The organism is Ramlibacter aquaticus (assembly GCF_015159745.1).
GTDB classification, from domain to species: Bacteria; Pseudomonadota; Gammaproteobacteria; order Burkholderiales; family Burkholderiaceae_C; genus Ramlibacter; species Ramlibacter aquaticus.
In genome coordinates, this window is the sequence record NZ_JADDOJ010000106.1 from 1 (window position 1) to 12752 (window position 12752).

A 12752-nucleotide genomic window follows, 5' to 3' on the forward strand; every position below is an offset into this window, starting at 1 on the left:
GCGGTAGGCCGCCGCCACCCCCATGGCGTTCGCCCGGGTCATCGCGGCGGCCTACCGCCGGCGCGGCATGAACCCGGACGGGGCGCTGCGCCGGGCACAGATCACGCCACAGGCGCTGGCCCTGCCGGAGGCCCGGCTGACCTCGCTGCAGATGGAGCAGCTGTCCGAGGCCGCCATGCGCGAACTGGACGACGAGGGCCTGGGGGCCTTCTCGCGGCCGCTGCCCTGGGGCAGCTACGGCATGCTGGCCCGCGCCTCGCTCACGGCGCCGGACCTGGGCATCGCGGTCAAGCGCTGGTGCCGCCACCATGGCCTGATCGCGCCGGACATCGCCCTCGCGCTCGAGGTCGAGGGCAGCCGCGCCACGCTGGCCATCGAGGAAGGCCCGGGCATCGCCCGCCACGGCGAGGCCGCACGCGAGTTCTGCCTGGTGCACGTGCTGCGCAACATCCACGGGCTGGCCTGCTGGTACATCGACTCGCGCATCCCGCTGCAGGGCTCGGGCTTTCCCTTCGCGGCGCCCGCCCACGCCGACGCCTACGCCCACATGTTCCCGGGGCCGCGGTCCTTCGGCGCCGCACGGGCCACGGTCGAGTTCGATGCGCGCTACCTGGGCCTGCCGCTGCGGCGCGACGAACGCGCGATGCGCCAGATGCTGCAGCGCGCCCTGCCGCTCACCGTGCTGCAGTACCGGCACGACCGCCTGCTCCTGCAGCAGGTGCGCCAGGCGCTGGCCGCCGGCGCGCAGGACGCGGACGCCGTCGCCACGCGGCTGAACATCTCGGTGCGCACCCTGCACCGGCAGCTGGCCGACGCCGGCGCCGGGCTGCAGGCCCTCAAGGACGAGGTGCGCAGCGAGCGGGCGCGTGAGCTGCTGCTGCGCACTCCGCGGCCCATCAAGCAGGTCGCGCAGGCCAGCGGCTTCGCCAGCGAGAAGAGCTTCATGCGCGCCTTCCGACAGTGGACCGGCATGACGCCGGCGGAGTTCCGGCAGCGGGGTTGAGCCGCCGGCCAGGCCGCGTGCACGGCCCACGGCGGGCCGGGATCGGGCTGTAGTCCCGGCTGCTGTTTACACACCCGCAAAACACCTTCGCGTCAATTCGACCGCGAAAGCGTGACATCTTCCGCACCCGGGAACTGCTGAGCTCACAGATGGCCCGCAGTCCTTGCAGATCGTGACGTCTGTGAACAGGGGCATGCCGCTCAGAATGCGGGCCCTTTTGTTGAACTCGAGGCGATTACTGATGACCCTGCAGAAGAAGCAACGCGAACTGGCCTGGATGGTGTGCGGTACGGCGGCAGCGCTGGCCCTGGCGGGCTGCGGCGGCGGCGGCGGCGCGACCACGGCGTCGGCGGGCAGCCCCACGGCGGCCACGGCGGACGCCGGCACCAGCACCAGCGCGGCTTCCGCGCCCGGCACGGCCGGCAGCGCATCGCCATCCGCGGCCACCGCCGCGACGGGCAGCGCGGGCACGACGACCGGCGGCACCGTCACCGGCACGGGCACGGCCAGCGGCAGCACCACCACCACGGCCTCGGCGGGCAGCACCACGCCCGCCAGCGGGCCGGCCCCCGTGCTGGGCGACTGCCAGATGTTCCCGTCCAACGCGATCTTCAACACCCGCATCGACGACACGAGCAAATTCCCCGCCGACCCCAGCAGCAGCGCCTGGGTCAACCTGGTGGGCGCCGGCACCTCGCTGATGCCCAACTGGGGCACCACCAGCAACCCGGCCGACCTCGGCGGCTACTACGGCATTCCGGTCAACGTGGTCGACGGCACCAGCGCGACCACGCAATGGCCCACGGTGTCGTTCGACTTCGCGGCCTCCGGCCAGAGCACGGACCAGGGCTACCCCGACAAGAGCGACTGCGCTTCGCAGCAGGCGGACGGCAGCTTCAGCATCGTGCAGGGCTGCTCGCAGCTGGGCAGCGGCCAGCGCCGCTTCCCCTTCCCGTCGCAGAACCTCGTCGCCGAGGGCGGCACCTGCGCCGGCCCCGGCAGCTGCGGCGACCATCACGTGGCCGTGATCGAGAAGGGCGCCTGCCGCCTGTGGGAAGCCTTCTACGCCTTCCCCATCAACGGCCAGTGGTACGCCGCCTCGACCGCCGCCTGGAACTTGAATTCGCTCTCGCTGCGCCCGGACGGCTGGGCCTCGGCCGACGCCGCCGGCCTGCCGATCACCCCGCTCCTGGCCAAGGCCGCCGAAGCCTCGACCGGTGCCATCAACCATGCGCTGCGCGTGACCTTCCGCGACGCCGCGCTGGCCCTGCAGCACCGCTGGCCCGCCCGTTTCGCGGCCGGCGCCGACAACCCGGGCGCCATCCCCTTCGGCGCCCTGCTGCGCCTGCGCGCGGACTTCCAGATCCCGGACAGCTGGACGCCGCAGGCCAAGGCCGTCGCCACCGCCGCCAAGCAGTACGGCATGTACGTGGCCGACAACGGCATGGACTTCTACGTGCAGGGCGAGCCCGACGCGGCCTGGGACCCGGCCACCTCGGCCCAGCTGCGTGCGATCACCATGGCCAACATGGAGTTCGTGGACCTGAAGGCGGTCACCAGCGACCCGCGCTTCTCGCCCGACTCCATGGCCGCCAGCTGGTGAGCGCAGGCCCCGCTCAGAGCGACAGCAGGCGCTCGAAGAAGGAGCGGTAGCGCGTCAGCGCCACGCGCAGGTTCTCGGTCGAGGCCTGCGCGTCGCCCTGCCCGACCTCGGCCTCGATGCGGCTGCGCTGCCGCGCGAAGCTCTCGGCCAGGCTCTTCATCACCTGCGCCACCAGCTCGTCGGCATGCTGCACGGCCTGGCGCGGGTCGTCCACGAAGCCGACCTGCACCTCGCGCCAGCGCTCGCGGAAGCCGCTGGCGGCCGAGGGCTCGAACAGCGCCGCCAGGGCTTCGCGGCCCGCGCCCTGCGGCCGGGCCTGCCCCGTGCGCGCGTCGGCCTGCGGGACCTCGCGGCCGGGGTCGGTCTGCACGGGGGACTGCCGGGGCGCATGCGCCTCGACGTCCTGGATGTCGTTCATGCCGGCGCCCCGCCCCTCGGCGGCGGCCACCAGGTCGGCGGTGCCCATCGCGGGCCGGTCGTTCCCCCGGCCCATGCCGGGCTCCAGGGAGGTCTCGCCCAGCCGGTCGTCCTGTTCGCGTGCCATCGTTGCGCTCCTTGCGGTCATGCGGCGCCCAGCGGGCGGCCACGGGTGTCTTCGGCGGGCGCGGCGGTTTCCAGCAGCTGCTCGAACAGCGCGCGGTAGTGGATCAGCGCCTGGCGCTGGCCTTCGGTGTCCACCTCGCCGCGGCGGTCGCGATCGGCGATGTCGTGGGCCGCGCGGTAGTGCTCGACCACCTGCGGGTGGTGCACCGAGATGTCGGCGGCGCGGCGCTCGAAGTCGCCCATGGGGTAGCCGCGCTTGCCCATCAGCTCGCGCACCAGCTGGTCGGCCTCGGCCAGCGCGCCGCGCGGGTTGTCGACGAAGCGGGCCTGCAGCGCCTTCCAGGATTGCGCGAAGCGCGAGGCGTCGGCCGGCGCCAGCGGCACGATGTCCAGCTGCTCCACGCGCTTCTCGCGCGCACGAAGCTCGGCCTCGGCCTTGGTGCGGCTGCCCAGGGTCTCGACCGCGTGGCCGTACTCGGGTCCGAAGCGTTTCTCCAGCACCTGCGACTCGTGGCGTCGCCAGTGCAGCACCGCCGCGATCGCCACCAGGGCCACGATCATCAGCAGGATCAGCATCATGTTCTGGTCCATGGAACCTCCGTGCCAAATTGGGAAGAAGCACCGACGGTAGGCGGGGGCCCGGCCGCGTGCTGTAGTCGCAGGCAGCGGCGGGGCGCACGCCGGTCGCCATCGTCGCGTAGGAACCCGCCGTCAGGCCCGCGCCTGGCACGCGCTGCGCCGGCGCGGCAGAATGCGCGGATGAGTGAACCCGCCGCCCGCGCCCGTGACTGGAACGAACTGCCTGGGCCGCCGCGCTGGCCGCTGCTGGGCAACGCGCTGCAGCTGGGCGGCAAGCGCATGCACCTGCGCCTGGAGGACTGGGCCCGCCGCTACGGCAAGGTCTACCGCCTGGCCATCGGGCCGCGCCGCTTCTTCGTCATCTCCGACCCCGAGGCCATCGCGCGCGTGCTGCGCAACCGGCCCGAGGGTTTCAAGCGCTCCGCGCGGCTGGAGTCCGTCTCCCGCCGCATGGGCTTCCTGGGCCTGTTCAGCGCCAACGGCGAGACCTGGAAGCGGCAGCGCCCCATGGTGCTGGGCAGCTTCGACCCGACCCACATCCGCGATTTCTTCCCCACCCTGGTCACGGTCACGCAGCGCCTGCAGCGGCGCTGGCTGGCGGCGGCGCAGGAGGGCCGCGCCGTGGACCTGCAGGCCGAGCTGATGCTCTACACCGTGGACGTGACCGCCGCGCTGGCCTTCGGCGAGGACATCAACACCCTGGAGGCGCCGCAGGCGCAGCGCATCCAGCAGCACCTGAACCAGGTCTTCCCGGCGCTGGTGCGCCAGCTGTTCACCGCCTTCCCGGCCCTGCAGCGGCTGCAGCCCGGCCGCCAGCGCGAGTTGCAGGTCCACCTGGACGCGATCCGCGCCGCGGTGCAGGGCTTCATCGCCAAGACGCGCGACAAGCTCGCGGCCGAGCCGGCGCTGCGCGACAAGCCCACCAACCTGATCCAGGCGCTGGTGGCCGCGCGCGACCGCGACGCCACGCTCACCGACGAGGACGTGTCCGGCAACGTGCTCACCATGCTGCTGGCGGGCGAGGACACCACCGCCAACACCCTGGCCTGGATGACCTGGCTGCTGGCCATGCACCCCGAGGCCCAGGCCCGGGCCCGCGCCGAGGCGCGGGCCGTGCTGGCCGGCCGCCCCTGCGCCGACAGCACCGAAGCACTCGCGGAGATGGACTACATCGACGCCTGCGCCCAGGAGGCCATGCGCCTCAAGCCCGTGGCGCCGCTCATAGGCGCCGAGGCGCAGAAGGACCAGGAGGTCGAGGGCGTGCGGGTGCGTGCCGGCGAGCTGGTGTTCTGCCTGATGCGCCCCGGCGCGGTGGACGAAGCGCGCTTCGGCGAGGCGCAGCAGTTCCGCCCCGAGCGCTGGCTGCGCGGCGAAGGGGATGCCGCGCAGTCGCTCAACTCCGCCAAGCGCGTGGTCATGCCCTTCGGCGCCGGGCCCCGCATGTGCCCCGGGCGCTACCTCGCGCTGGCCGAGATCAAGATGGCGGCCTCCATGCTGCTGGCCAATTTCGAGATCGTGTCCGTCGCCACCGAGGACGGCGGCGCGCCCGAGGAGCATGTCTCGCTGACCATGTACCCGGCCGGCCTGCGCATGCGGCTGAAGCCGCTGGCCGCCGGCGCCTGAGCCGCCGGCCGGGGCCGCCCCGACCTCACTCGCGGCTGGCGGCGTCCAGCTCGGCCAGGGTCTGGGCGTCCAGCGTCACTCGGGCGGCGCGCACCAGGCCCTGCAGCTGTTCCACGCTGCTGGCGCTGGCGATGGGCGCGGCGATGGCCGGCTGGGCCATGTTCCAGGCGATGGCCAGCTCGGCGGGCGTGTGGCCGGTGCGCGCGGCCGCCGCGTCCAGCGCGGCGAGGATCTTCAGGCCGCGCTCGTTGAGGTACTTCTTGACCGTGTTGGCGCCGCGCGCGCTCTTGCCCTGGTCCTCGCCGCTGCGGTACTTGCCGGTGAGGAAGCCGGCCGCCAGCGCATAGAAGTTGATCACGCCGATCTCTTCCCGCACGCACAGCGGCTGCAGCTCGCGCTCGAACACCGCGCGGTCGTACAGGTTGAACAGCGGCTGCAGGCTCTCGTAGCGCGGCAGGCCCAGCCGCGCGCTGGTGGCCAGTGCCTCGGCCAGGCGCTGCGCGCTGTAGTTGGAGGCGCCGATGGCGCGCACCTTGCCTTCCTCGATGAGGCGGGCATAGGCTTCCAGCGTGGCCTCCAGCGGCACCTTGTCGTCGTCCACGTGCGACTGGTAGAGGTCGATCACGTCCACCTGCAGGCGGCGCAGCGAGGCCTCCACCGCCTCGCGGATGCGCGCGGGGGCCAGGCCCGCGCGGCCCTCGCCCATGTCGAAGCCGACCTTGGTCGCGATCACCACCTTGTCGCGCCGCCCGCCCTGGGCCAGCCACTTGCCGATCACGGTCTCGGACTCCCCGCCATGGTGCCCGGGCGCCCAGCGCGAGTACACGTCCGCGGTGTCTATGAAGTTGAAGCCGGCGTCCACCCAGGCGTCCAGGATGGAGAAGGAGGTCTTCTCGTCCGCCGTCCAGCCGAACACGTTGCCGCCCAGGCAGAGCGGCGAGACCCTCAGGGCCGAGCGGCCCAGCTTGCGGTTTTCCATGCGGGAGTCCTTCCAGAGCATAGGCGGCATTGTGCGCGATGCCTCGCGCCGCCGCAGGGGCCGGGCCGCAGCCGGGCTCAGCGGCGCGGGATCACGCCGCCCAGGTGCATGCCGCTGTCCAGCAGCAGCAGCTCGCCGGTGACCGTGCGGGCCTGCGCGAGGTAGACGATGGCCTGGGCCACGTCGTCGGGGGTGCAGGAGTTGGCCAGCGGCACGCCGGCCTCGTAGCCCTGGCGGCCCTTCTCCGCCGCCTCGGCGCCCACGCCGCGCTCGAACCAGCGCGAGGTGATCAGGCCGGGGCAGACCGCGTTCACCCGCACCGCCGGCGCCAGTTCGCGCGACCAGTGCAGCGTCATCGCGTTCACCGCGCCCTTGGACGCGATGTAGGGCAGCGAGGACCCCACGCCCAGCGCACCGGCCACCGACGACACGTTCACCACCGCGCCGCGGGCTTCGCGCAGGGCAGGCAGGCAGGCGCGCAGCATCTGGAAGCTGCCCAGGGTGTTCACGTCCAGGATGCGGTGGAAGGCCGCGGCGTCCAGCGCGTCCCAGGCCGCGTCCTTGCCGAACACCGACACGCCCGCGTTGTTCACCAGCAGGTCGATGCGGCCCCAGCGCGCGAGGGCTGTTTCCGCCAGGCGCCGGCAGTCGGCGTCCTGCGCCACGTCGCCCTGGACCGCGACCGCCTCGGCCCCGGCCTCGCGGCAGCGCGACGCGGTCTCCTCGGCCTCGGCCGCGCTGCGGGCGTAGTTCAGCAGCAGGCGCCAGCCCTGGCGGGCCAGCTGCAGGGCCGTGGCCGCACCCACGCCGGTGCCGCCGCCGGTGATGAGGGCGACAGGGTTGTTGTTCTCGTTCATTCTTTCTCCTGGACGAAATGGCGCTCGTGCGCATGGCGCAGCTCGCGCTTGAGCAGCTTGCCGCTCGGGTTCTTGGGCAGGGTCTCGGTGAACACCACCGCCTTGGGCACCTTGAAGTGCGCCATGTGCGCATTGCAGTGTTCCAGCACCTGCGCCTCGGTCAGCACGTGGCCGGCCTTGGGCACCACGATGGCCACCACCGCCTCCACCCAACGCGGGTGCGGCACGCCCACCACCGCCACCTCGGACACGCCGGCGATGCGGTAGACCATCTCCTCCACCTCGCGGCTGGCGACGTTCTCGCCGCCGGTCTTGATCATGTCCTTCTTGCGGTCCACGACGGTGATGTAGCCCTCCTCGTCGAGGGTGGCGAGGTCGCCGGAGTGGAACCAGCCGCCGCGGAAGGCCGCCGCCGTCTTCTCCTCGTCGTGGTAGTAGCCCAGCATCAGGTGCGGGCTGCGGTGCACGATCTCGCCGACCTCGCCGGGGGCGATGTCGTTCATGTCCTCGTCGACCACGCGGGTCTCCACGTTCAGCACCGGCCGGCCGCAGGAGCCGGGCTTGCGAAGCTGGTCCTCGGGGCCCAGCATGGTGGCCAGCGGCGCGATCTCGGTCTGGCCGTAGAGGTTCCAGAAGCGCACCTCGGGCAGGCGGCGCGCCAGCTCGCGCAGCACCTCCACCGGCATGATGGATGCGCCGTAGTAGCCCTTGCGCAGCTGCGACAGGTCGGTGGTGTCGAACTGCGGCGAGCGCAGCAGCGCGATCCACACCGTGGGCGGCGCGAAGAAGGAGTTGATGCGCCAGCGCTGCATCAGCGGCAGCAGGTTGTCCGGCACCGGCTTGGCGGTGACGATGCTGGTCGCGCCCACGTACACGGCCGGCCCCAGGAACACGTCCAGCTGCGCGCAGTGGTACAGGGGCAGCGCGTGCAGCATCACGTCGTCGGCCGTGATGCAGGCGTCCACCGCGCAGCTCGCGTACTGCCAGATCACGGCGTCGTGCGTGAGCATCGCGCCCTTGGGGCTGGACTCGGTGCCGCTGGTGTAGACGATCTGCGCCAGGTCGAAGGACTGCAGCGGCGTGGCGGGCAGCGGGCCCGTGCAGGCGGCCAGTTCGTCGAAGGAGGTCATGCCGGCCACCGGCTCGGTCGGGTCCTCGGAGGGCAGCCACACGAACTGCGTCACCGCCGTGTCCAGCGCCGCGGCCTCCCGCGCCAGCGCGGCCAGGCCGCTGTCGGTGGCGAGCATGCCCGCCTGCGCGTGGCGCAGGATGTAGGCCACTTCCTCGGCCTTGAGCATGAAGTTGATCGGCACCATCACCGCGCCCAGGCGGGCCAGGGCGAAGCGCAGGGCGGCGAAGCCGTGCGAGTTGCGCGCCAGCACCGCCACGCGGCTGCCGTGGGCCACGCCCAGCCGCGCGAGGCCGGCGGCGACGCGGTCGACCACCGCGTCGAACTCGGCAAAGGTCCAGGTGGTGGCGCCGCAGATCAGGCCGGTCTTGCCGGGCAGGCGGCGGGCGGTGCGGTGCAGCAGGTCGGCGATGGTCTGCCGGCGGACTGTGGTGTCCATCTCGGGGGTCTCCTCGTCCATGGGGATTCACGGCCAGTATCGCGTCAAGGGCGCCGGCCGACAGCAGGGACTTGCCCGCATGCCTACCATGGCGGGATGAGCACCAGCCCGCCCGCCGACACCAAGCGCTACCTGCCCTGGGTGGTCGCCATCGTCATGTTCATGGAGACGCTGGATACGACGATCGTGAACACCGCCGTGCCGGCGATGGCCGAGAGCCTGCAGGTGCAGCCGCTGAGCCTGAAGGCGGTGGTCGCCAGCTACATCCTCAGCCTGGCCGTGTTCATCCCGGTCAGCGGCTGGATGGCGGACCGCTTCGGCACCCGGCGCGTGTTCTTCTCCGCCGTGAGCCTGTTCACCGCCGCCTCGCTGCTGTGCGGGCTGTCGCTGAACGCGCCCATGCTGGTGGCGGCCCGGCTGCTGCAGGGCGCGGGCGCCGCGATGATGATGCCGGTCGGGCGCCTGGCCATCATCCGCACCTTCAGCAAGGCCGAGTTGCTGGGTGCGATGAACTTCGTGGTGATGCCGGCGCTGGTGGGCCCGCTGCTGGGGCCCACGCTGGGCGGGCTGATCGTGCACTTCGCCTCCTGGCGGGTGATCTTCTGGGTCAACCTGCCGGTGGGCCTGCTCGCGCTCTGGATGATCTCGCGCTACCTGCCCGACTACCACGCCGACGCGCCGCGGCCGCTGGACACGGTGGGCTTCGTGCTGTTCGGCTCCGGCGTGGCGCTGCTGTCGTGGCTGCTGGAGATCTTCGGCGAGCACCGGCTGGACCTCACCTCGGCGGGCGTGCTGCTGCTGGTCGCGCTGGGTCTGCTGGGCGCCTACGGGCTGCACGCCTCGCACAGCGCCTGGCCGCTGCTGAAGCTGGCGCTGTTCCGCATACGCACCTTCCGCATCTCGGTGGGCGGCGGCTTCGTCACGCGCATCGGCCTGGGCGGCATGCCCTTCCTGCTGCCGCTGCTCTACCAGGTGGGGCTGGGGCGGCCGGCTTGGCAGTCGGGCCTGCTGATGATGCCGGCCGCGGCCGCCGCGATGACCACCAAGACCATGACCCAGCCCATCCTGAAGACGCTGGGCTACCGCCGCGTGCTGGTGGCGAACACCGTGCTCATCGGCCTGACCATCGGCGGCTTCTCGCTGGTGGACGCGGCCACGCCCGTGCCCGCGATCGTCGGGCTGGCGCTGAGCCAGGGCTTCTTCAATTCGCTGCAGTTCTCGTCCATGAACACGCTGGCTTACGCCGACGTGGAGGGCCCGGACACCAGCATGGCGAGCACGCTGGCGAGTTCCATGCAGCAGCTGTCCATGAGCTTCGGCCTGGCCGCGGGCTCGCTGGTGGCCGCCTGGTTCCTGGGCGAGGTGCCGCAGACCGACCGCGCGCAGGTGACATCGGCGCTGCACCACGCCTTCCTCACGCTGGCGGCCATCACCGTGCTGTCCTCGGCCTCGTTCTGGGGGCTGCGCCGCGGCGACGGCGAGGCCGTGAGCCGGGGCACCAGCGGCAAGGTGGTGGAACAGTCGGCCTGAGCCGGCCGCGGCGCAACGCGCCGCGCGGCCGGCATCAGCCCCGCGGGGATCGGGCTACAGGCCCGCCTGCGAACCCAGCCACTTTTCGATCACGCCGAGTTCGGCCGCCGTGGGCGATCCCTTGCCCGTGACCACGGCGAACACCTGGCCGCCGAAGCCGGCGTTCGGGTAGTACTCCTTGAAGCCCCAGGCGATCAGCAGCTGGCCGATGGGCGCGGTGGCGAAAGTGCTGCTGCCGCTGCCCGCCGCCACCGAGTTGACACGCAGGCGCTGCGCGCCGGTCTGCGAGGCCATGCTGATCACCACGGGCGTCCCCGCGGCCACGGCCGACGCGCTGGTCAGCGTGACGGCGTTGCCGGTGGGGTCCACCCAGTGCGCCACCGCACGGCCGCCCGCGATGGACAGCTCGGCCGCGTAGGCGTGCTCGGCGGTGGAGGCCTGGAACACCAGCCCGTCGCGCCCGCCAGGGGCCACGGCCGCCACCACGAAGTGGGCGTCCTGCAGGTCCCAGGGCGCGCGGTTGGCCGGGTTGGGCTGCACGCCGGGGAAGGGCACCACCTTGCGGCACCACAGGCCGGTGGCGTTGGCGCCCGAGTGGTCGGTGCAGCGCTTGCCGTTCACCTCGCGCATCACCGGCAGCGTGAAGGCCGGGTCGCGCTCGGTGTTGAACCAGTTCAGCATCTCCATCGCATTGCCGGGGCCCGAGGCCCAGCCGGAATCGGCCACGGCACGCACACCCTGGCCGACGGCGGCCGGCACGCCGTCCAGGTAGTCGGTGTAGGCGTCGGCCATCAGCCACTGTGCGGCCGCGTATTTCGCCAGCAGGGCGCCGGCCGCGTCGGGCAGGCTGGTCGCCGCGTAGGCGACCGGGTCGGCCAGCGAGTAGACCTTGCGCGGCGCCGGCGCATTGGCGCTGCCCGCGCTGACCGTGTAGCTCAGCGTGGCGATCGTGTTGGCCGCGGGCGTGAACGTGAAGGTGGCCTGCGGGTTCGCGCCCGCGGCCAGGCTCAGCGTGGTGGCCGAGAGGCTGCCGCTGCTCGCGCTGATGGACAGCGTCACCGGCGCGGCCAGGTTGCCGCGCGCCCAGACCGTGATCGTCACCGGCGTGCCGCCGGGGCCATAGCCCGGCCCGTCGTCGAAGAGCGTGGCGCCGGAGATGCCGGCCGACGCCTTCATCACGCCCGAGGCCTGCGGCTCCAGCGTGCGGTCCTGGTGCCAGCCCGGCACGTGGTTGATGCCGTAGTTGTGCAGGCTCCAGTGGTTGCCGCCGTTCCAGTCGTAGACCTCGATGTTGTTGGCGTGCGCGTAGTTGCACAGCCGCTGGAACATCTCTTGCCAGCGCGGGTCGTCCACGGGCATGCCGGTTTCCGACAGCGCGAGCGTCACGCCGCGCGGGGTGGCCCAGTCCACCGCCACCTTGAGCCGGTCGACGCCGGTGTCCAGGTTGATCGGGACCGGCCCGAAGCCGGCAGTGAAGCCCTTGGCCACCTCGGTGTCGTAGTCGTAGGCCTGGCCGCTGCTGCCGGCGTCCAGGTACATGTGCACTTCGTAGATCAGGTTGGTGCCCGCGATGGGCCAGGCCGGGTTGCTCTGCGCGATGCTGAAGGCGCCGCTGTACTCGTTGCTGTCCAGGTAGATGAGGCCGGTGGGGTCCAGCGCGCGGATGGCGTCGATGGCGGCACGCGCGAAGGTGGGCCAGATGAACAGGTCCTCGGTGCCGTCGAAGCTCTCGGTCGTCATGCCGGGCGAAGGCAGGTTGTAGGGCTCGTTCATCAGCCCGTAGCCGCCGAAGCCGGGATGGTCCTTCCACAGCTTGGCCGCACGGGTCCAGAAATCGGTGAAGTGCGCGGGCGTGAGCGTGGCGCCCGTCGCGGTCGCGAAGATGCGGGTGTAGACCTGGCTCGCGTCGGTGGTGTAGGGCAGCACCCCGCCGCCGGGGTTGACCAGGCCCTTGACCGAGCCGTCCGGCTGGTAGATGAAGTCGCGGTAGCGGCAGTAGTTGTGCAGGTCCAGGATGACCTTGGTGCCCGCCGCGGCATGCGCGTCCAGGATGCTCTGCACATGGCCCTGGTAGGTGGCATCGAAGGCGCCGGGCTGGCCCAGGATGGCCGCGGTCGCGGCGTTGGGCTTGCTGTCGAACAGCACCGGCTGCAGCATTTCCCACTGGATCGGCAGCCGGCTCTTCTTGTAGCCCTGCCGTGCCAGCCATTGCACGTCCTCGCGGCGGGGCACGCTGTAGTTGATGTCCTGCTGCGTGCCGCTGCCGTAGCGCAGGTTGGTCACGGCCATCTGCAGACCGCTGAGGTTGACGCCGATGGCCGCCCCGCTGCTGGCGATCTGGGGCGCCGGCGTGGGCGCGGGCGCGGGCGGTGCGCCCGCCACCGGGCCCGGGGCCGGCGCCGGGGCGCCGCCGATGGTGCCCGGTGCGGGCGCCGGAGCGGGCCCGGGCCCGGCCGCGGGCTCGGCC

Annotated in this window: 10 protein-coding genes; 4 read left to right on the plus strand and 6 right to left on the minus strand. The window is 72.3% G+C overall.

Annotation, left to right across the window (positions count from 1 at the left end):
- The first annotated feature begins 22 nt into the window (after window positions 1–22).
- Together IM725_RS18290 and IM725_RS18295 are read left to right on the plus strand one after the other, a co-directional pair.
- On the plus strand, window positions 23–1003 hold the full coding sequence (locus IM725_RS18290) for an AraC family transcriptional regulator (protein ID WP_193782073.1): 981 nt from the start codon (window positions 23–25) through the stop codon (window positions 1001–1003).
- Window positions 1004–1244: 241 nt separating this feature from the next.
- The gene (locus tag IM725_RS18295; protein WP_193782074.1) at window positions 1245–2606 is read left to right on the plus strand and encodes a hypothetical protein; all 1362 of its coding nucleotides are present in this window, start codon (window positions 1245–1247) and stop codon (window positions 2604–2606) included.
- 13 nt (window positions 2607–2619) lie between these two features.
- On the opposite strand, the gene IM725_RS18300 is transcribed toward IM725_RS18295, so the two are convergent.
- Both IM725_RS18300 and IM725_RS18305 read right to left on the minus strand, forming a co-directional pair.
- Window positions 2620–3150, minus strand: coding sequence for a hypothetical protein (locus IM725_RS18300; RefSeq protein ID WP_193782075.1), 531 nt, complete (start codon window positions 3148–3150; stop codon window positions 2620–2622).
- A 17-nt stretch (window positions 3151–3167) separates the two neighbouring features.
- Complete coding sequence (locus IM725_RS18305) at window positions 3168–3740, minus strand: hypothetical protein (protein WP_193782076.1); 573 nt, start codon at window positions 3738–3740, stop codon at window positions 3168–3170.
- Between the two features lie 168 nt (window positions 3741–3908).
- On the opposite strand from IM725_RS18305, the gene IM725_RS18310 reads away from it, so the two are divergent.
- Complete coding sequence (locus tag IM725_RS18310) at window positions 3909–5351, plus strand: cytochrome P450 (protein ID WP_193782077.1); 1443 nt, start codon at window positions 3909–3911, stop codon at window positions 5349–5351.
- A 25-nt stretch (window positions 5352–5376) separates the two neighbouring features.
- On the opposite strand, the gene IM725_RS18315 is transcribed toward IM725_RS18310, so the two are convergent.
- The 3 genes from IM725_RS18315 to IM725_RS18325 all read right to left on the minus strand — a co-directional run bounded on the left by IM725_RS18315 (window position 5377) and on the right by IM725_RS18325 (window position 8755).
- The gene (locus IM725_RS18315) at window positions 5377–6330 is read right to left on the minus strand and encodes an aldo/keto reductase (RefSeq protein ID WP_193782078.1); all 954 of its coding nucleotides are present in this window, start codon (window positions 6328–6330) and stop codon (window positions 5377–5379) included.
- 77 nt (window positions 6331–6407) lie between these two features.
- Window positions 6408–7187 carry an SDR family NAD(P)-dependent oxidoreductase gene (locus IM725_RS18320; RefSeq protein ID WP_193782079.1) on the minus strand — a complete coding sequence of 260 codons (780 nt, stop codon included), beginning with the start codon at window positions 7185–7187 and terminating at the stop codon, window positions 6408–6410.
- Window positions 7184–8755 carry an acyl-CoA synthetase gene (locus tag IM725_RS18325; protein WP_193782080.1) on the minus strand — a complete coding sequence of 524 codons (1572 nt, stop codon included), beginning with the start codon at window positions 8753–8755 and terminating at the stop codon, window positions 7184–7186. Before IM725_RS18325 ends, IM725_RS18320 begins: the two co-directional genes overlap by 4 nt.
- 96 nt (window positions 8756–8851) lie before the next feature.
- Here IM725_RS18325 and IM725_RS18330 point away from each other — a divergent pair, with 96 nt between their 5' ends.
- Window positions 8852–10285, plus strand: coding sequence for an MFS transporter (locus tag IM725_RS18330; RefSeq protein ID WP_193782081.1), 1434 nt, complete (start codon window positions 8852–8854; stop codon window positions 10283–10285).
- A 54-nt stretch (window positions 10286–10339) separates the two neighbouring features.
- Here IM725_RS18330 and IM725_RS18335 read toward each other — a convergent pair.
- Window positions 10340–12752 (minus strand): glycoside hydrolase family 5 protein (locus IM725_RS18335; protein WP_193782082.1); only part of this gene is annotated, 2413 nt, incomplete at its 5' end.